Below are 18,938 nucleotides of genomic sequence, written 5' to 3' on the forward strand. Positions count from 1 at the left end.
GTACAGGGAGAACCGGGGGGTCAGACCTCCACGGTGCTGGGCTTGAAGGAAGGGCGACGCGCCTCGTACGAGGCGATCGCGTCCTCCTCCCTGAGGGTGAGGCTGATGTCGTCCAGCCCCTCCAGGAGTCGCCACCGGGCGTTCTCGTCAAGCTCAAAATCAGCCGTGATGCCTTCGGCTCGCACCTGGCGCTCGACGAGGTCCACGGTGACCTCCGCGGCGGGGTCCGCCTCGACCAGCTTCCACAGCCGGTCCACGGTCTCCTGCGGCAGGACGACGGTCAGCAGTCCGTTCTTGAGGGAGTTGCCGCGGAAGATGTCGGCGAAGCGGGAGGAGACGACGGCCTTGAAGCCGTAGTTCTGCAGCGCCCACACCGCGTGCTCGCGCGAGGAGCCGGTGCCGAAGTCGGGACCGGCCACCAGGACCGTTCCGCCCTTGTACTCGGCCTTGTTGAGCACGAACTCCGGGTCCTTGCGCCACGCCTCGAAGAGTCCGTCCTCGAAGCCGTCGCGGGTGACCTTCTTGAGCCAGTGCGCCGGGATGATCTGGTCCGTGTCCACATTGCTGCGACGCAGCGGGACGGCCCGGCCGGTGTGCGTGGTGAATGCTTCCATGACTGCTCAGGCCCCCACGGGAGTCGATACGGCGGCGTCGGACAGGTCCGCGGGCGAGGCCAGGTGGCCCAGCACCGCGGTGGCGGCGGCGACCTGCGGCGAGACCAGGTGGGTCCGGCCGCCCTTGCCCTGCCGGCCCTCGAAGTTGCGGTTGGACGTGGACGCCGACCGCTCACCGGGCGCGAGCTGGTCGGGGTTCATGCCCAGGCACATCGAGCAGCCCGCGTGCCGCCATTCGGCCCCCGCGGCGGTGAACACCTTGTCCAGCCCCTCCTCGACGGCCTGGAGGGCGACCCGCACCGAGCCGGGGACCACCAACATCCGTACGCCGTCGGCCACCGCACGGCCGGACAGCACCGAGGCGGCGGAGCGCAGGTCCTCGATGCGCCCGTTGGTGCAGGAGCCGACGAAGACCGTGTCCACCTTGATGTCGCGCAGCGGCTGACCCGCCGTCAGACCCATGTACTCCAGGGCCTTCTCGGCGGCGTAGCTCTCGCTGGCGTCCTCGAAGGAGGCCGGGTCCGGGACCGACTCCGACAGCGGGGCGCCCTGGCCGGGGTTGGTGCCCCAGGTGACGAACGGGGCGAGTTCGGAGGCGTCGATGACGACCTCACGATCGAAGACCGCGTCGTCGTCACTGCGCAGGGTGCGCCAGTACGCGACGGCGGCGTCCCAGTCGGCGCCCTGGGGGGCGTGCGGGCGGCCCTCCAGATAGGCGAAGGTGGTCTCGTCCGGGGCGATCATGCCCGCGCGGGCGCCCGCCTCGATGGACATGTTGCACACGGTCATCCGGGCCTCCATCGAGAGCTTCTCGATGGCGGGGCCGCGGTACTCGATCACATAGCCCTGGCCGCCGCCGGTGCCGATCTTCGCGATGATCGCCAGGATCAGGTCCTTGGCGGTGACGCTCTCGGGCAGCTCGCCCTCGACGGTGATCGCCATGGTCTTGAACGGCGCGAGCGGCAGCGTCTGGGTCGCCAGCACGTGCTCGACCTGGCTGGTGCCGATGCCGAACGCGAGCGCGCCGAAGGCGCCGTGGGTCGAGGTGTGGCTGTCACCGCAGACCACGGTCGTCCCCGGCTGGGTCAGTCCGAGCTGCGGTCCCACCACGTGGACGACGCCCTGCTCGACATCGCCGAGCGGGTGCAGCCGGACACCGAACTCCGCGCAGTTCTTGCGCAGCGTCTCCAACTGGGCGCGGGAGACGGGGTCCGCGATCGGCTTGTCGATGTCGAGGGTGGGGGTGTTGTGGTCCTCGGTCGCGAGGGTGAGATCGGTACGACGGACCGTGCGGCCGGCCTTGCGCAGGCCGTCGAACGCCTGCGGGCTGGTCACCTCGTGCAGCAGATGCAGATCGATGAAGAGCAGGTCAGGCTCGCCTTCGGCGCGCCGGACGACATGGTCGTCCCAGACCTTCTCCGCGAGTGTCCGTCCCATCGTTTTCCCTCCGGCCGGCGCCAGTGCCGGCCCAAACTCGAGTCGAGTGCGTCCCTGGTCCGCGGGTCCGCCATTTACAGGGTGGCGGGTATCCCCGGAAATTGAACTTGCGTTTCACACTGTGAGACGCGAGTATCGTCCCATGGACAACACTAGCGGCGTCGGCGTTCTCGACAAGGCGGCTCTTGTTCTGAGCGCCCTGGAGTCCGGTCCGGCCACCCTCGCCGGGCTGGTCGGGGCGACCGGTCTCGCCCGCCCCACGGCACACCGGCTCGCGGTGGCACTCGAGCACCACCGGATGGTGGCACGTGACATGCAGGGGCGCTTCATTCTGGGTCCCCGCCTGGCCGAGCTGGCGGCGGCCGCGGGCGAGGACCGGCTGCTCGCCACGGCCGGGCCCGTGCTCACCCATCTCCGGGACGTGACCGGTGAGAGCGCGCAGCTCTACCGGCGCCAGGGAGACATGCGCATCTGTGTCGCCGCGGCCGAGCGGCTGTCCGGACTGCGGGACACCGTGCCGGTCGGCTCCACGCTCCCCATGAAGGCCGGCTCGGCCGCCCAGGTGCTGATGGCCTGGGAGGAGCCCGAGCGGCTGCACCGCGGACTCCAGGGGGCCCGCTTCACCGCCACGGCCCTGTCGGGCGTACGGCGGCGGGGCTGGGCCCAGTCGATCGGCGAGCGGGAGCCCGGCGTGGCGTCCGTCTCCGCGCCCGTGCGCGGCCCCTCCAACCGCGTGGTGGCCGCCGTCTCGGTCTCCGGACCGATCGAGCGGCTGACCCGCCACCCGGGCCGCATGCACGCCCAGGCGGTCATCGACGCGGCGGCCCGCCTGACGGACGCCCTTCGCCGGGGCAACTGATGAGCGCCTTACGGCGCCCATGGCGTCCTTTTACGCCTTGCTCAGGCTCAGCCGGTCGGCCGCGCGGTCACCGCGGCGGCCGACCGGGACGACTCCGGCGGCCTTGCCCAGGCCGAACGCCGGCATGTTGATGTAGACCGCCTCGTGCGCCCCGGCCGGTACGACATAGGTCTCGTGCCAGAAGCCGACCTTGCCCCGGCCCTCCCGCAGCCGGCGGTTGAACGCCGCCCAGGCGGGGCGGTGCTCCTTGTCCTGGGCCACCGAGTACTCCAGCAGCCGCTCGTGCGAGTCCCAGTACTGGACCACGTAGAGCACCCGCGCCGGGCCGAACAGCACCTGATGGCCCAGCATCCCGCTCCCCTCGTCCCGCGACAGCTCGCGGAGCATCCGCGGCATCGCCCGGAAGACCGGCAGCCAGCTCCGCAGCGCGCGGAAGCGGTTGATGCGCATGCCGATCAGGAAGACGGTGACCCCTCCCTCGGCCTCGGCGGTCATACGGCCGGCGAGCAGTTCGGCACCCATGGTGATCCCCTCGTTCCCCACGTCCGGGATAGACTTGGATAGCGGCGCTATCCAGTTCTTAGATAGTGCCACTCTCCAATGGAAGGTGCAACAGGGATGCGACTGGCGGAGCTCAGCGAGCGCAGCGGAGTGCCCACCGCGACGATCAAGTACTACCTGCGCGAACGGCTGCTGCCGCCGGGAGAACGGATCACCGCCACCCAGGCCGAGTACGGCGAGGAGCATCTGCGCAGACTGCGGCTGGTGCGCTCGCTGATCCAGGTCGGCCGGATGCCGGTGGCGACGGCGCGCGAGGTGCTGGCGGCCGCCGAGGACGAGTCGCTCAGCCAGAACACCCGGATGGGAGCCGCGGTCTGGGCACTGCCGCACGGCCCCGAGCCCGACGAGGACGATCCGCACGCGGCGCGCGCCCGTGAGCAGGTGGACACCGTACTGCGGCGGATGGGCTGGTCCTACGGCCAGGAGCTGGGCGACACCTCCCCCGCCTACCGGATGCTGGTGGCCGCCATCGCCTCCCTGGACCGCCTGGGATACCCCCATGACACCGAGCATCTGCTGGTGCACGCCCGGCTGGCGGGCGAACTGGCCGTCGCCGACCTGGACCTGGTGGAGACCTACGACACCCCGCCCGAGCAGGTCGAGGCGGTGGTGGCACTGACGGTGCTCTACGAACCGGTGCTGCTCAGCCTGCGGCGGCTCGCACAAACCGAGGAATCCGGCCGTCGCTTCAAGGAGTGATGGAGGGCCAGGGCACGAAAAGACACGAAAAAGCCCCCCGCGCTGTCGCGGAGGGCTTTTCGCTGGTACCCCCGACCGGATTCGAACCGGCGCTACCGCCTTGAGAGGGCGGCGTGCTAGGCCGCTACACAACGGGGGCCTGAATCAGCACAGGTGCTGCGCTGGGCTACCAGGACTCGAACCTAGACTAAATGAACCAGAATCACTCGTGCTGCCAATTACACCATAGCCCATGGTATAGACCAGTACCCCCGACCGGATTCGAACCGGCGCTACCGCCTTGAGAGGGCGGCGTGCTAGGCCGCTACACAACGGGGGCTCTAGCGATCTCCGACTTGCGAAGAGATCCGTACCCCCGACCGGATTCGAACCGGCGCTACTGCCTTGAGAGGGCAGCGTGCTAGGCCGCTACACAACGGGGGCTTGGTCCTGCTTTGATCAAGAGATCCACCGAACATCCGGGAGATCTCTTGCTGGGGTACCAGGACTCGAACCTAGACTAAGTGAACCAGAATCACTCGTGCTGCCAATTACACCATACCCCACCAAAACGCCACCCCCGTAAGGGGTTTTGTTTGGCTTGCGCTTCCGGTCCAGCCTCTCGGCCGCCCGTCCGGCGCAGGAAGAACATTACCCGATGGTGGACGGGCCACCAAAACGAGTATCACCGCGAGTGGCGCCGCCTCACGGGCGCGGGCGGCGCCTCACACGCCTATCCGGCCAGCTTGGCCAGCGCCGCGTCGACCCGGGCCAGCGTGCGCTCGCGGCCCAGGACCTCCAGGGACTCGAACAGCGGCAGCCCGACCGTGCGCCCGGTGACCGCGACGCGCAGCGGCGCCTGGGCCTTGCCCAGCTTCAGGCCGTGCTCCTCACCGGCCGCGAGGACCGCGGCCTTCAGGGTTTCGGCGTCCCAGTCCGCCTCGGCGAGCCGGGTGCGGACCGAGGCCAGGAGCGCGTCCGCGCCCGGCTTCATCGCCTTGGTCCAGGACGCCTCGTCCGCCACCGGCGTGTCGAGGAAGAGGAAGTCCACGTTCGCGGTGATGTCGGACAGGACCGTCAGCCGGGTCTGGGCCAGCGGGGCCAGCGCCTCGAAGGCGGCCGCGTCGAAGGCGTCCGGGTCCCACGGCGCGTGCGGGGCCTTCAGCCAGGGCTCGCAGGCACCGATGAACGCCTTCACGTCCAGCAGCCGGATGTGGTCCGCGTTGATCGCCTCGGCCTTCTTGAGGTCGAAGCGCGCCGGGTTGGCGTTCACCGCCGAGATGTCGAACGCCTCGACCATCTCCTCCAGCGAGAAGACGTCCCGGTCGGAGGAGAGCGACCAGCCCAGCAGGGACAGGTAGTTGAGCAGCCCCTCGGGGAGGAAGCCGCGCTCCCGGTAGAGGTTCAGCGAGGACTGCGGATCGCGCTTGGAGAGCTTCTTGTTGCCCTCGCCCATGACATACGGGAGGTGGCCGAAGGCGGGCACCGTGCCCGAGCCCACACCGATCTCGGCGAGCGCCCGGTAGAGCGCGATCTGCCGCGGGGTGGAGGAGAGCAGGTCCTCGCCGCGCAGTACGTGCGTGATCTCCATCAGCGCGTCGTCGACGGGGTTGACGAGCGTGTAGAGGGGCGCGCCGTTGGCCCGCACGATCCCGTAGTCCGTGACGTTCTCGGGGGCGAAGGCCAGCTCACCGCGCACCAGGTCGGTGAAGGCGATCGGCTCGTCCGGCATCCGGAAGCGCACGATCGAGGCACGTCCCTCGGCCTCGTACGCGGCGATCCGCTCGGCGGTCAGGGTGCGGCAGGTGCCGTCGTAGCCGGAGGGCCGGCCGGCCTTGCGGGCCGCCTCGCGGCGCTCCTCCAGCTCCTCGGCGGTGCAGTAGCAGCGGTAGGCGTGGCCCGCCTCCAGCAGCTTCTCCGCGACCTCGCGGTAGAGGTCCATCCGCTGCGACTGGCGGTAGGGCGCGTGCGGACCGCCGACCTCGGGGCCCTCGTCCCAGTCGAAGCCCAGCCAGCGCATGGCGTCCAGCAGCTGGGTGTAGGACTCCTCGGAGTCGCGCGCGGCGTCGGTGTCCTCGATGCGGAACACCAGGGTGCCGCCGTGGTGACGGGCGAAGGCCCAGTTGAACAGGGCCGTGCGGACCAGTCCGACATGGGGGTTGCCGGTCGGCGAGGGACAGAAACGAACCCGCACGGGGGCGGAGGAGGGTGCGCTAGCCACGCTTGATCACCTTGTTGGTGAGAGTGCCGATGCCTTCGATGGTGACGGCGACCTCGTCGCCGACGGAGAGCGGGCCGACGCCCGCCGGAGTGCCGGTGAGCACGACGTCGCCGGGGAGCAGCGTCATCGCCTCGGTGATGTGCACGATCAGGTCCTCGATCGAGCGCACCATCTCGCTCGTACGGCCGAGCTGACGCTGCTCACCGTTGACGGTGCACATGATGCCGAGGTCACCGGCGCGCGCCAGGTCGATATCGGTCTCCACCCAGGGGCCCAGCGGGCAGGAGGTGTCGAAGCCCTTGGCCCGCGCCCACTGCTTCTCGCGCCGCTGGGCGTCGCGGGCCGTGATGTCGTTGCCGCAGGTGTAGCCGAGGATGACGTCCTGGACGCGCTCGCGCGGAACCTCACGGCACATCCGCCCGATGACCACGGCCAGCTCGGCCTCGTAGTGCACCTCGGAGGAGAAGGAGGGGTACGCGACGGGGTCGCCGGGGCCGACCACGGAGGTGGACGGCTTGAAGAAGACGACCGGGACGTCGGGGACCTCGTTGCCCAGCTCCGCCGCGTGCTCGGCGTAGTTGCGCCCGATTCCGACGACCTTGTTCGGCAGGACGGGCGGCAGCAGCCGGACCTTGCTCAGGGGGACCTTCTGGCCCGAGCGCTCGAATTCGGCGAAGGGGTGGCCCTTGATGATGTCGATGACGGGGCCGTCCGGATCGGACGGTTCGCCCTCCACCACGCCGAAGGCGACGTTGCCGTCGATGGAGAATCTGGCGATGCGCACGGGAAGCCTTGGCTCCTGACTGAACTCGCTGGAGACTGACGCTCCAGGCTATCGCTCCGCGTCCCGCGCGCCGCCGTCCCGCCTGCCGGGGTGGTGGCGCCCACCACGGCCCCGGGGGTCAGTGGCCCGGGGTCTCGGTCAGCACCGTGCGCTTGGGGTTCGCGGTCCGGCTGGGCAGATCGACGCGGTGCTCCGGCTGCTCCTCGGGCGCGCCGGTGTCCTCGAGGTCCGTGGCGATGTCCTTGGCGTCCTTGAGCTCTTGGACGTCCTTGACATGGGCCAGGGTGGTGCGCCGCGGGTTGGCTATGGAGCGGAACATCATCGTCGTCTTCACTGGGGTTTACGCCTCGCTCTTGTCGTTCGTTCCGGCTGTGTAAAGCGTCAGGCTAGAGGCGGCCTTGCCCATCGATTCGCAGGAAAAGTCGCCGCCAGCATGTGATATTGCTCACGAACGATCAGGCAAATGCGACATAGAAGACAGTTGCCCAATCACGCTAAACGGACATCGCATACCCGAACCTGACGTTCCGCTCTTGATCATCGCTAGCCGGACACTGGATTACGGCCCTCGATTCGTACACGAACGTCCGTTATCGCCGACATGGCTTTCTACGTCCCGTAATAAAGTCCGTACTGAGCGTCACGCGCATCACAGCCTTACCCATTGCCCTTGTTGCAGCATCCGGCACTGTGCTGGAATTCCCGGGACCGCCGCGGGAATCAGCCGGCGCGCACGGGGGCGCAACGTCAGAGGCGCCGAGCGGCGGGGGGCTCCTCTTGTCGACACGAAAGGATGCGCGCCGGTCACTCACGACCGACAGGGGGGATCGCGGTCCCCCACGACTCGACACCGCTCCGCCGCTCAAGCCGGTGGGGCGCCTGGTCCAGAGGTTGCGACGCTAGTGCAGGGACGTTTCAAGAGGGATGGTATGGGGGCTCCCCAGGCCCGCCAGGGCCGAGGGGAAGCTTCGGCGGACCCGGAGCCGCGTGGCGGGACCGACCGTGGCTCCTCGCCCCAGCGCGCCCAGGGAAGCAACGGCAGGACGCCGGGCGACCAGAGCCCCGAGGCCGGTGCGCAGAGCGCCACCCGGATCAGTGCGCCCAGCGGTGGTGGTGGCGGCGGAGATGCCACGGAGCCGTCGGCCAAGGCGAAGTCCTCCGGTCCGACCGGGCCCGGCAATCGCATGGCCCTGCGCAACTGGCGCATCAGTACCCGACTGGTCTCCCTGCTCGCGCTCCCGGTGGTCGCCGCGACCACGCTGGGGGCGCTGCGCATCGAGGGCTCGCTGGACAACATCCAGCAGCTGGACCAGATGAAGCTGCTCACCGAGATGACGCAGCAGGCCACCCAGCTGGCCAGCGCGCTCCAGGAGGAGCGCGACAAGTCGGCCGGTCCGCTGGCGGGCAAGGGCAACGACAAGGACGACCGGGTCGTCTCCACCCGCGAGGACACCAACCGCGCGATCGCGGCCTTCCGCGATGCCACCCACCAGATCGACCCCGGTGACCAGTCGCTGGCCGGTGTGCAGTCCACGCTCGTCAACATCGACCGTCAGCTCGGCAAGATCAACGAGGTCCGGGACACGGCCTACGACAACAGCCAGTACTACTCGCTGACGGTCCAGAACTACAACGAGCTGATCAACTCGTTGCTGCTGCTCTCCCAGGACATGGCGCAGGCGACCAGCAACCGCGCGATGATCAACAACACCCGCGCGCTCGCCACCTTCTCCTCCGCGAAGGAGTACGCCTCCATCCAGCGCGCGCTCATCAGCGCCGCCCTCGCCGACCCCAAGGGCGCGGACTTCTCCGCCAACGACCGCCGCTTCGCCAGGACCGCGGTGGACAAGGAGAACGAGGCGCTCGGCCGCTTCAAGCAGATCCGCCAGGGCAACTCCGAGGACTTGCTCGAACCGCTGGACAGCCGCCCCGACATCAAGGCGGCGACCATGTACGCCGACCGCGCGGTGCGCGACCCCGAGGGGCTCAAGGCGGAGAAGCGGACCGATCTTGACTGGTACGACCAGGACAGTATCAAGATCGAAGAGATGGGCAAGATCGAGCAAACGCTGCTCAGCGAGATGCAGCAGAAGGCTCGTGAGCTCCGCGACTCCGCCCAGCAGGACGCGATCCTCAACGGTGCGCTGATCCTGCTGGTCCTCGGCGTCTCCCTGGTCGGCGCCTTCGTCGTCGCCCGCTCCATGGTCCGCTCGCTGCGCCGTCTCCAGGACACCGCGCAGGAGGTCTCCCAGAAGCGGCTGCCCGAACTGGTCAAGCAGCTCTCGGAATCCGATCCGCAGGATGTGGACACCTCCGTCGAGTCCGTCGGTGTGCACAGCCGGGACGAGATCGGAAAGGTGGCCGCGGCCTTCGACGACGTGCACCGCGAGGCGGTCCGGCTCGCCGCCGAGCAGGCGCTGCTGCGGGGCAACGTCAACGCGATGTTCACCAACCTCTCGCGCCGCAGCCAGGGCCTCATCCAGCGCCAGCTCTCGCTCATCTCCGAGCTGGAGAGCCGCGAGGCCGACCCGGACCAGCTCTCCTCGCTGTTCAAGCTGGACCACCTCGCCACCCGTATGCGCCGTAACGGCGAGAACCTCCTGGTCCTCGCGGGCGAGGAGCCCGGCCGCCGGTGGACCCGTCCGGTGCCGCTGGTGGACGTGCTCCGCGCGGCCGCCTCCGAGGTGGAGCAGTACGAGCGCATCGAGCTCAGCTCGGTCCCGGCGACCGAGGTCGCCGGCCGGGTCGTCAACGACCTCGTCCACCTGCTCGCCGAGCTGCTGGAGAACGCCACCTCCTTCTCCTCGCCGCAGACCAAGGTCAAGGTCACCGGTCACGCGCTGCCCGACGGGCGGGTGCTGGTCGAGATCCACGACACCGGTATCGGGCTCTCGCCCGAGGACCTGGCGGCGATCAACGAGCGGCTGGCCTCCCCGCCCACGGTCGATGTGTCGGTCTCCCGGCGCATGGGTCTGTTCGTGGTCGGCCGCCTCTCGCTGCGCCACGGCATCCGCATCCAGCTCCGGCCGTCCGACTCGGGCGGTACGACGGCGCTGGTCATGCTGCCGGTCGATGTCGCCCAGGGCGGCCGGAAGCCGGCGCCGCAGGCCGCCGGCGGCAAGGCGGCCCAGGGCGGACCGGGCACCGGCAACGGCGGCGCCCAGGGCGGCGGCGCGGGACTGCTCGGCTCGGCACCCTCGCGGCGCCAGGTCCCGGGCTCCGGTTCGCGCGCCGCGCTGCCGGGCAACGGCGGCGGCAGCGGACTGCCGACCCGGCCGGTCGGCGCGGGTGCGGGCCCCACGGGCGGCGCCCCGGCCGGCGGCACCAACTTCTTCGAGGGCGGACGGCCTCCCGGCCCCCGGACCAACGCCCCCTCCGGTCCCGGCGGTCAGCAGGGCGGCCCCGGCGCCCCCTCCGGCCGTCCCCCGCTGCCGACGCGCGGCGAGAACCCGACCGTCGCCCCGCCGACCGGCGCCCCGGCCCGCGCCGACGGGGGCGACCAGGGCGGCCGCCCGCAGTTGCCCACCCGCGACCCCGCGCCCGAGCTTCCGGCCCCCGCGCAGCCCGGCACCAGCTGGGGCGCGCGCCGCGCGTCCGGCGAGGACGACTGGCCGGACACTCCGCGCGACGCCGGGGACACCCCGCGCGGGCACGAGGAGTACGAGTCCACCGGCCAGTTCGCCCGTCCGGAGCTCGGCGGCCCGGCGGAGCGGCGCGATCCGTTCGGCAACCGCGGCCCCGGCGACACCGGCGAGCTGCCGCAGCTGACCGACGGCCCCAGCATGTTCGAGCCGCGCCGCGCGCCCAGCGGGCCGCAGGCCGGGCAGGGGCTGTCCGACACCGGCCAGTTCAGCCGCCCCGACTACGGCCGCGGCCCGGGCGACACCGGCGAGTTCGCCCGCCCGGAGCTCGGCCAGGGTCCGGGCGACACCGGTGAGTACGCCCAGCCCCGGTTCGAGGACGCCGCCCCGCGCGGCGGCCGCGGCCCGGGCGACACGGGCGAGTTCCCGCGCCCGAACATGGGCGGTCCGGGCGACACCGGCGAATTCCCCCGCCCGAACATGGGCGGCCCCGGCGACACCGGCGAATTCCCGCGTCCGGACATGAGCGGCACCGGTGAGTACACGCTGCCCCAGGACTCCCAGGGCGAGTCCGACCGGCGCACGAACGACCCGCTGCCGCCCGCCGCCGGTCCCGGCGACGGCCGTACTCCGATCTTCGACACCATCGAGTCGACCTGGCACCACAACCAGGTCGTGGACCCGGGCACCTCGGGCCCGCAGGACGGGGGCCGGTCGTACCCGTCCGCGCCCTCCGCGCCCGAGCCCACCCCCGGCCGGCCCGCCTCGGCCGTACCGCCCCCCTCGCCCCGCGAGCCGCAGCCGGCGTCCCAGGGCATGGGGGACTTCGCCGGATCGGGCGCCGCGGCGGGCCCGGGCGGAGCCGGCATCAACGGCCGGAGCACGGGTTCCCACTGGCGTACGTCGCCCCACAACGACGAGCGCTGGCGCCGCGCCGAGCAGATCCGCGAGCCCGCGGCCGGCGGTATCACGTCGTCCGGGTTGCCACGGCGGGTGCCGCGCGCAAACCTCGTGGAGGGCGCCGCACACCAGCAGCCGCAACAGCCCGAACGGACTGGGCCGCAGGTGTCTCGTGCGCCCGATGATGTACGCGGAAGGCTGACCAACCTCCGCCGTGGGATCCAGCAGGGTCGCCGGGCCGGCACCGGACTCGGCGACAACCATGATCGCGGCATTGGCCCGACTTACCAGCAGGAGCGTTAGTTGAGCCCGATGAGCCAGGCGGCGCAGAATCTGAACTGGTTGATCACGAACTTCGTGGACAACACCCCCGGGGTGTCCCACACGGTGGTGGTCTCCGCCGACGGACTCCTTCTGGCGATGTCCGAAGGCTTCCCCCGTGACCGAGCCGATCAACTGGCGGCGGTGGCCTCCGGCCTGACCTCGCTCACCTCCGGAGCCTCCCGCATCTTCGAAGGCGGCATGGTCAACCAGACCGTCGTCGAAATGGAACGAGGCTTCCTCTTCATCATGTCGATCTCCGACGGATCCTCCCTCGCCGTGCTCGCCCACCCCGAGTGCGACATCGGCCTCGTCGGCTACGAGATGGCCCTGCTGGTCGATCGCGCGGGCAACGTCCTCACCCCGGACCTGCGTGCCGAACTGCAGGGCAGCCTGTTGAACTGATCCAACGACACGACCATCCGACGCCCGCCCGCCCGGCCCCACGGCCGGGCGGCCCCCCACCGGCACCGACCGACGGCACCACCGTCACCTTGTTGTCCGACCGGAGGATCCATGACCCCGCCCCCCGCCTCGCCCGGCCCGTACGGCGGCCATCACCAATCGCCGTACGGGGGTGAAGGCGACCAGCCATTGGTGCGCCCCTATGCCATGACCGGTGGCCGGACCCGGCCCCGCTACCAGCTCGCCATCGAGGCACTGGTCAGCACGACGGCCGACCCCGTGCATCTGCAGGGGCTCCTTCCCGAGCACCAGCGGATCTGCCACCTGTGCCAGGAGGTCAAGTCGGTCGCCGAGGTCTCGGCGCTGCTGAACATCCCCCTGGGTGTGGCACGCATCCTGGTGGCGGACCTGGCGGAGGCCGGCATGGTGGCGATCCACCAGCCCGGGGGCGGTTCGGAAGCGGGCGGTACTCCGGATGTGACACTGCTCGAAAGGGTGCTCAGTGGACTTCGCAAGCTCTAGCGGTGCTCCCCCGGCCCGCGCGACCACCTCGGCGAAGATCGTGGTGGCGGGCGGCTTCGGCGTGGGCAAGACCACGTTCGTCGGCGCGGTCTCGGAGATCAATCCGCTGCGCACCGAAGCCGTGATGACATCGGCCTCGGCGGGGATCGACGATCTGAGCCACGTCCAGGACAAGACCACGACGACCGTGGCGATGGACTTCGGCCGCATCACGCTCGACGACGACCTGATCCTGTATCTCTTCGGCACGCCCGGCCAGGACCGCTTCTGGTTCATGTGGGACGACCTGGTCCGCGGTGCCATCGGCGCCGTGGTCCTGGTGGACACCCGCCGGCTGGCCGACTGCTTCCCGGCCGTCGACTACTTCGAGAACTCCGGGCTGCCCTTCGTCATCGCCCTCAACGGCTTCGACGGCCAGCAGCCCTACAACCCCGAAGAGGTCCGCGAGGCCCTGCAGATCGGCCCGGACACTCCCATCATCACCACCGACGCCCGCCACCGCAGCGAGGCGAAGAGCGCGCTCATCACGCTGGTCGAGCATGCGCTGATGGCCCGACTCAAGTAAGTACCGCGGTCCGGAAGTTGTCGGAAAACCGACGTAGGGCGGGCTGTGTCGAACGACACGGCCCGCCCGTCATTCATAACGTTTCGACAGAGATATGCACCGGCCGTCGACACAGAGTGCGATCACGCGGCTCCGGTACGCACTCAAAATAGTTCGGTATTCGACATGTCTCAGCCGTAACGCCCCTTTTTTCTCTGGTCCAGACAACGCACTGAGCGCTTTGCGCACTGTTTGGAAAGCACCCGCGCGGCGTGCTGGAATTCGCTGAACTGGGCAGTCAGGGCTCAGCTGGGAACGGCACGAATCAGGTGCCGATGCCGAGAGGTTGTTGGTCGAGTGAGGCGAAGCAAGCCGGACCCCGCGCAAGAGGCGCGAGGGAACTTCACCCCGCCGCCGCGTACAGGCACAGCGGCGTCGCCCGCCGAGGCAGCGGAGCCGTCCGCACCCAGTGGTGGCCGGATCTCCCCTCGGAACTGGCGGGTACGCGGCCGGCTGTACGCGATCCTGCTCATCCCCGTGCTCGTCGCCCTGGTCTTCGGTGGCTTCCAGGTCGCCTCATCGGTCTCCACCTGGAACGAGGCGCGGGACGCCGAGCGCACCGCCCAGGTCGTCCGGGCCGCCACCACCTACGCCCACGCCCTGGTCAACGAGCGCGACTTGACCGCGGGCCCGCTGCTCAGCGGCACCAACGAGGCCACGGTGGCCAGGGCCCGGGCCGCCAGCGACGCGGCGAAGAAGGACTTCGACAAGGCCGTCGCCGACATGCCGCAGACGCCGGCCTTGAAACGCCGCCTCAAAGCGTTCAGAGCCGGCGAACCGCAGCTCGCCGCCCTGCGCCGGAACGCCTACACCGACCGCCTCGACGGGGTGAAGACCGAAGAGGGCTATGTCGCCGTCGAGCACGGGCTGACCGAGTTCGCCAATGAACTGGGCCTGGGCACCGGCAATATCACGTCATACGGCCGTACCGTCTACGCGGTATCCCTGGCCAAGGGCGCGGAGTCGCTGCAGCGCTCCATCGGCACCCATCTGCTGGTGAGGCCCGGCCCGTCCGCGACCGACCGCAAGACCCAGCTCACCGCCTTCACCTCGTACGTCTACCTCGAGGGCATCGCGCTCGGGGAGTTCGAGGCCGCCGGCACCCCGCAGGACGTGACCCGGCTCGAGGACACCCTCACGGCGGCCGAGAAGCGTGCGCAGACGCAAATCGCCGAGGCGAAACGGAAGGCCGAGGCGGACGGGAAGAAGTTCGCGGCGCCGCCCGGCATGGACAAGATGATCAAGGCCATGGGCAGCGGTGCGAGCCCCTCGGCGCTGGCCGCCCAGGGGATCACCCCGGACTCCTGGTTCAACGCCTCCACGATCAAGTTCAACGCCTACCGGGACGTCGAGCAGACCCTGGTGAACAAGGCCGTGGACGAGGCGGCGCAGATCTCCTCGGACGCCCGGCGCGACGCGATCGTGAACGGTGCGATCGTGGTGCTGGCGCTCCTCGCCGCCTTCTTCGTGGCCGGCCGGATGGCCCGCTCGATGAGCCACTCGATGCGGCAACTGCGCAACGCCGCCTTCGACGTCGCCGAGAAGCGGCTGCCGGCGGTGGTCGACCAGCTCTCCCGCACCGACCCCGGACGGGTGGACACCCGGGTCAGCTCGATACCGATCAACACCCGGGACGAGATCGGCGAGGTGGCCCGCGCCTTCGACCAGGTGCACCGCGAGGCGATCCGGCTCGCGGCCGAGCAGGCGATGCTGCGCGGCGGCGTCAACGCGATCTTCACCAACCTTTCCAGTCGCAACCAGGGGCTGATCGAGCGGCAGCTCACCCTGATCTCCGAGCTGGAGAACCGGGAGGCCGATCCGGACCAGCTGGAGCACCTCTTCCGGCTGGACCACCTGGCCACCCGTATGCGGCGCAACGGCGAGAACCTCCTGATCCTCGCGGGCGAGGAGCCCGGCCGGCGCTGGAACCAGCCGGTGCCGCTGATCGACGTGCTGCGGGCCGCCTCCTCGGAGGTGGAGTCCTACGAGCGCATCGAGCTGGCCGGGATCTCCGAGAGCGAGATCCACGGCACCGCGGTGACCGACCTGGTGCACCTCCTGGCCGAGCTGCTGGAGAACGCCACCACCTTCTCCTCCCCGCACACCAAGGTGCGGGTCACCTCGACCCGGCTGCCCGACGGCCGGGTGGTGGTGGAGATCCACGACAAGGGCATCGGCCTGACCGCCGAGGACTTCGCCGACATCAACCACAAGCTGGCCAATCCGCCGACGGTGGACGCCTCGGTGTCCCAGCGCATGGGCCTGTTCGTGGTCGGCCGCCTCGCCGACCGGCACGGCATCCGGGTCCAGCTGCGCCCCTCCGGGGAGCAGGCGGGCACCACCTCGCTGGTGATGCTGCCCGAGGCGATCACCCACGGCGGTGGCGGCGAGGAACTGCCCCAGGACGACTTCACGGTCTCCCGGATCGTCCCCGAGCCGCGGCCCGGGCCCGCCTACGAGGACGTGAGCGAGCTGTCCTCGCGCACCGCCGCCGAGCTGGGCTTCGACGACTCCGCCTACGACCGGGACCACGGACAGAACCAGTTCCTGGGCCAGTACAGCGGAATGGGGGCCACCCCGCCCGAGCAGGATCCGCGGCATGACCAGGCGGCTTCCGACCCGCCCGCGCAGTCCGCGTACCAGAATTCCGCCTTTACGCAACCGGAAGCGGATTACACAACTCAAACGGAATCCGAACAGCAGCCGTACATCGGCTACAACTCACCCTCTCAGCAGGGAGAGTGGGGCGATTCCGGATCTTTCGAGATGCCCTTCGCGCCGCAGTTCGGGACCGAAGCGGAATCAGGACCCAGCGCTCCCGAAGTTTCTCGGGACCGCGTAGAGTTCCACCGTCCGGGCCCTTCCCCGAGCGGAATCCACTCGATGACCGACGCCGGGCTTCCGCGTCGTGACAAGCAGTGGCAGCCGTCCGAGGAAACAGGGGCACAGGGGATGGTCGGGGACCCGGCGGCGCCCGCGGCGCCGGAGCGGCCCTATCAGGCTCCCCAGCAGCAGGAGGACGGTGCCCCGTGGCAGTCGGAGAACGACCACCGCTGGCACCGTGCCGAGCGGCTGCGCGAGCCGAAGGCCGGCGGGGTCACATCGTCCGGCCTGCCCCGCCGGGTGCCCAAGGCCAATCTGGTCGAGGGCGCCGCGGAGCCGACCGGACAGGGTGGCCCCCAGGTCTCCCGCGCCCCGGAGGACGTCCGCGGCAGGCTGAGCAACCTGCGCCGCGGCGTCCAGCGGGGACGCAGCGCGGGATCCGGGACCCCCGGGCGTGACCAGCATGACCAACAGGGCTTCGGCCCCGGCAGCACCTACGATCAGGAGCGTTAGTGTGAGCCCGATGAGCCAGGCGGCGCAGAACCTGAACTGGTTGATCACGAACTTCGTGGACAACACCCCCGGGGTGTCCCACACGGTGGTGGTCTCCGCCGACGGACTCCTTCTGGCGATGTCCGAAGGCTTCCCCCGTGACCGAGCCGATCAACTGGCGGCGGTGGCCTCCGGCCTGACCTCGCTCACCTCCGGAGCCTCCCGCATCTTCGAAGGCGGCGTGGTCAACCAGACCGTCGTCGAAATGGAACGAGGCTTCCTCTTCATCATGTCGATCTCCGACGGATCCTCCCTCGCCGTGCTCGCCCACCCCGAGTGCGACATCGGCCTCGTCGGCTACGAGATGGCCCTGCTGGTCGATCGCGCGGGCAACGTCCTCACCCCGGATCTGCGCGCGGAATTGCAGGGCAGTCTTCTCAACTAGCAAACATGGAGTGCGTTTCGCGCCACCGCGCCATAGGGTGCGGTGGCGCGACCGGCAAGACAGGCGAGTTGGAGGAGGACACGTGGCAACGCCCCCTAGCGGATATCCGTACGCCCACGGGCAGCCGTCCGAGCCGCGCGGAGAGGGCCCAGTGAAGCGCTACAACTTCCCCTCCGCACCCAGCCGCCAGGCCCGCTCCCCACAGCAGCCGGAGCCCCAGCGGGAGCAGCAGCCCCCGCGGCGGCAGCCGCAGCGGCCCCAGCAACAGCCGTACACGCCCTCCTACGCGCCTCCCGGGCCGTCGGAGGGGTCCTGGTACGACGCGCCGCCCGCGCCCCGTATCGAGCCCGTACAGCCGCCTGAGCGCCCTGCCCCGGAACCTACCTCCCCCGCGGGCGGCACGCATAACCCTCTGGTGCGCCCGTACGCCATGACAGGGGGCCGGACCCGGCCCCGGTACCAGCTCGCCATCGAGGCGCTGGTGCACACCACGGCCGACCCCGCTCAGCTCCAGGGCCAGCTGCCCGAGCACCAGCGGATCTGCCAACTGTGCCGCGAGATCAAGTCGGTCGCCGAGATCTCCGCACTGCTCACCATTCCTCTCGGCGTAGCCCGCATCCTCGTAGCCGACCTGGCCGAGGCGGGGCTCGTCGCGATCCATCAGCCCGGCGGCGACGAGTCCGCCGGCGGTCAGCCTGACGTGACACTGCTCGAAAGGGTGCTCAGTGGACTTCGCAAGCTCTAGCGGTGCAGCCCGCTCCACCACCTCCGCGAAGATCGTGGTGGCGGGCGGCTTCGGCGTGGGCAAGACCACGTTCGTCGGCGCGGTCTCGGAGATCAACCCGCTGCGCACCGAAGCCGTGATGACCTCCGCCTCGGCGGGGATCGACGATCTCACCCACGCGCCGGACAAGACCACCACCACGGTGGCCATGGACTTCGGCCGCATCACGCTGGACCAGGACCTGATCCTGTATCTGTTCGGCACGCCCGGCCAGGACCGCTTCTGGTTCATGTGGGACGACCTGGTCCGCGGTGCCATCGGCGCGGTCGTCCTGGTGGACACCCGCCGCCTCGCCGACTGCTTCCCGGCCGTCGACTACTTCGAGAACTCCGGGCTGCCCTTCGTCATCGCCCTCAACGGCTTCGACGGGCACCAGCCCTACAACCCCGAAGAGGTCCGCGAGGCCCTCCAGATCGGCCCCGACGCGCCGATCATCACCACCGACGCCCGCCACCGCAGCGAGGCCAAGAGCGCGCTGATCACCCTGGTCGAGCACGCGCTGATGGCCCGGCTGCGCTAGCCGAGGCCGACGGCGGAAGCCAAAATCCCCTGCTCTCCGAAGGAGAACAGGGGATTTGTGCGTCTCAAGCGGGCCTTCTCAGCCGTCCGGGCGGTGTGCGGCCGTCCGGACGCGGCGGCGCCCGGTGGCGCTCAGCCCTGCCAGCTGTGCGGCGCGCTGAACGCCGGGCGGCGCTCCAGACGGCGCCAGCGGGCGGCGCTGCGGCTCGGGCGGGTGGACCCGGCGGTCCGGTGGGTGCCGGCGGCCGCGCGGGCGAGCAGCACCGCGGTGACCGCGGCGAGTTCCTCGGCGTCGGCGTGGCCCTTCTCGACCCGGACCAGGGTGGCCGCCGCCGCGGCGGCGGGATCGGCGATATCGCTGGATGTGCTCACGGTTTTCTCTTCTCCC

General features: G+C 70.2%; 17 protein-coding genes and 5 tRNA genes. 10 read left to right on the forward strand and 12 right to left on the reverse strand.

Annotated elements, in window-relative coordinates:
- Positions 1 to 20 precede the first annotated feature (20 nt).
- Both leuD and leuC read right to left on the reverse strand, forming a co-directional pair.
- On the reverse strand, positions 21 to 614 hold the full coding sequence (gene leuD / locus ACZ6TD_RS15890; RefSeq protein ID WP_471354539.1) for a 3-isopropylmalate dehydratase small subunit: 594 nt from the start codon (positions 612 to 614) through the stop codon (positions 21 to 23).
- A gap of 6 nt (positions 615 to 620) precedes the next feature.
- Complete coding sequence (gene leuC / locus ACZ6TD_RS15895) at positions 621 to 2,051, reverse strand: 3-isopropylmalate dehydratase large subunit (RefSeq protein ID WP_413103445.1); 1,431 nt, start codon at positions 2,049 to 2,051, stop codon at positions 621 to 623.
- A gap of 142 nt (positions 2,052 to 2,193) precedes the next feature.
- On the opposite strand from leuC, the gene ndgR reads away from it, so the two are divergent.
- On the forward strand, positions 2,194 to 2,910 hold the full coding sequence (ndgR, locus tag ACZ6TD_RS15900) for an IclR family transcriptional regulator NdgR (RefSeq protein WP_030834082.1): 717 nt from the start codon (positions 2,194 to 2,196) through the stop codon (positions 2,908 to 2,910).
- A gap of 30 nt (positions 2,911 to 2,940) precedes the next feature.
- On the opposite strand, the gene ACZ6TD_RS15905 is transcribed toward ndgR, so the two are convergent.
- Positions 2,941 to 3,432 (reverse strand): DUF4188 domain-containing protein, encoded by a 492-nt coding sequence (locus tag ACZ6TD_RS15905; RefSeq protein WP_471354541.1) that lies wholly within the window; start codon positions 3,430 to 3,432, stop codon positions 2,941 to 2,943.
- A 96-nt stretch (positions 3,433 to 3,528) separates the two neighbouring features.
- On the opposite strand from ACZ6TD_RS15905, the gene ACZ6TD_RS15910 reads away from it, so the two are divergent.
- On the forward strand, positions 3,529 to 4,170 hold the full coding sequence (locus tag ACZ6TD_RS15910) for a MerR family transcriptional regulator (RefSeq protein ID WP_191070204.1): 642 nt from the start codon (positions 3,529 to 3,531) through the stop codon (positions 4,168 to 4,170).
- A gap of 63 nt (positions 4,171 to 4,233) precedes the next feature.
- Here the strand turns inward: ACZ6TD_RS15910 and ACZ6TD_RS15915 are convergent.
- From ACZ6TD_RS15915 to ACZ6TD_RS15950, 8 genes are all read right to left on the reverse strand, one after another.
- Positions 4,234 to 4,309: transfer RNA gene (locus ACZ6TD_RS15915), tRNA-Glu, on the reverse strand.
- Positions 4,310 to 4,331: 22 nt separating this feature from the next.
- Positions 4,332 to 4,403: transfer RNA gene (locus tag ACZ6TD_RS15920), tRNA-Gln, on the reverse strand.
- 13 nt (positions 4,404 to 4,416) lie between these two features.
- Positions 4,417 to 4,489 (reverse strand) — tRNA-Glu (locus tag ACZ6TD_RS15925).
- Between the two features lie 31 nt (positions 4,490 to 4,520).
- Positions 4,521 to 4,593: transfer RNA gene (locus ACZ6TD_RS15930), tRNA-Glu, on the reverse strand.
- A 50-nt stretch (positions 4,594 to 4,643) separates the two neighbouring features.
- Positions 4,644 to 4,715: transfer RNA gene (locus ACZ6TD_RS15935), tRNA-Gln, on the reverse strand.
- Positions 4,716 to 4,882: 167 nt separating this feature from the next.
- Positions 4,883 to 6,370 carry a glutamate--tRNA ligase gene (gene gltX / locus ACZ6TD_RS15940; protein ID WP_471354543.1) on the reverse strand — a complete coding sequence of 496 codons (1,488 nt, stop codon included), beginning with the start codon at positions 6,368 to 6,370 and terminating at the stop codon, positions 4,883 to 4,885.
- Positions 6,363 to 7,154, reverse strand: a complete 792-nt coding sequence (locus ACZ6TD_RS15945; protein ID WP_471354545.1) for a fumarylacetoacetate hydrolase family protein — start codon at positions 7,152 to 7,154, stop codon at positions 6,363 to 6,365. Before ACZ6TD_RS15945 ends, gltX begins: the two co-directional genes overlap by 8 nt.
- Before the next feature lie 118 nt (positions 7,155 to 7,272).
- Entirely contained in the window at positions 7,273 to 7,488 is a 216-nt protein-coding gene (locus ACZ6TD_RS15950; protein WP_471354547.1) for a hypothetical protein, read from the reverse strand.
- Positions 7,489 to 8,083: 595 nt separating this feature from the next.
- Between ACZ6TD_RS15950 and ACZ6TD_RS15955 the strand changes: the two genes are divergently transcribed.
- The 8 genes from ACZ6TD_RS15955 to ACZ6TD_RS15990 all read left to right on the forward strand — a co-directional run bounded on the left by ACZ6TD_RS15955 (position 8,084) and on the right by ACZ6TD_RS15990 (position 18,551).
- Entirely contained in the window at positions 8,084 to 11,938 is a 3,855-nt protein-coding gene (locus tag ACZ6TD_RS15955) for a sensor histidine kinase (RefSeq protein ID WP_471354549.1), read from the forward strand.
- Between the two features lie 9 nt (positions 11,939 to 11,947).
- Positions 11,948 to 12,361 (forward strand): roadblock/LC7 domain-containing protein, encoded by a 414-nt coding sequence (locus ACZ6TD_RS15960; protein WP_275560970.1) that lies wholly within the window; start codon positions 11,948 to 11,950, stop codon positions 12,359 to 12,361.
- Positions 12,362 to 12,472: 111 nt separating this feature from the next.
- The gene (locus tag ACZ6TD_RS15965; RefSeq protein WP_014055140.1) at positions 12,473 to 12,883 is read left to right on the forward strand and encodes a DUF742 domain-containing protein; all 411 of its coding nucleotides are present in this window, start codon (positions 12,473 to 12,475) and stop codon (positions 12,881 to 12,883) included.
- Entirely contained in the window at positions 12,864 to 13,448 is a 585-nt protein-coding gene (locus ACZ6TD_RS15970; RefSeq protein WP_078559056.1) for a GTP-binding protein, read from the forward strand. The genes ACZ6TD_RS15965 and ACZ6TD_RS15970 overlap by 20 nt, the downstream gene beginning before the upstream one ends.
- 336 nt (positions 13,449 to 13,784) lie before the next feature.
- Positions 13,785 to 16,823, forward strand: coding sequence for a nitrate- and nitrite sensing domain-containing protein (locus ACZ6TD_RS15975; RefSeq protein ID WP_471354551.1), 3,039 nt, complete (start codon positions 13,785 to 13,787; stop codon positions 16,821 to 16,823).
- Between the two features lie 10 nt (positions 16,824 to 16,833).
- A complete protein-coding gene (locus ACZ6TD_RS15980) occupies positions 16,834 to 17,247 on the forward strand; it encodes a roadblock/LC7 domain-containing protein (protein ID WP_020868201.1) in 414 nt (137 codons plus the stop codon).
- Positions 17,248 to 17,329: 82 nt separating this feature from the next.
- Positions 17,330 to 17,992: a DUF742 domain-containing protein gene (locus ACZ6TD_RS15985; protein WP_471354552.1), complete on the forward strand. Its 663-nt coding sequence runs from the start codon at positions 17,330 to 17,332 to the stop codon at positions 17,990 to 17,992.
- Positions 17,973 to 18,551: a GTP-binding protein gene (locus tag ACZ6TD_RS15990; protein WP_075200410.1), complete on the forward strand. Its 579-nt coding sequence runs from the start codon at positions 17,973 to 17,975 to the stop codon at positions 18,549 to 18,551. The genes ACZ6TD_RS15985 and ACZ6TD_RS15990 overlap by 20 nt, the downstream gene beginning before the upstream one ends.
- 131 nt (positions 18,552 to 18,682) lie before the next feature.
- On the opposite strand, the gene ACZ6TD_RS15995 is transcribed toward ACZ6TD_RS15990, so the two are convergent.
- Positions 18,683 to 18,922, reverse strand: coding sequence for an acyl-CoA carboxylase subunit epsilon (locus ACZ6TD_RS15995; protein WP_262706295.1), 240 nt, complete (start codon positions 18,920 to 18,922; stop codon positions 18,683 to 18,685).
- Positions 18,923 to 18,938: the final 16 nt, after the last annotated feature.

The sequence above is a fragment of the Streptomyces yongxingensis genome (genome assembly GCF_055597465.1).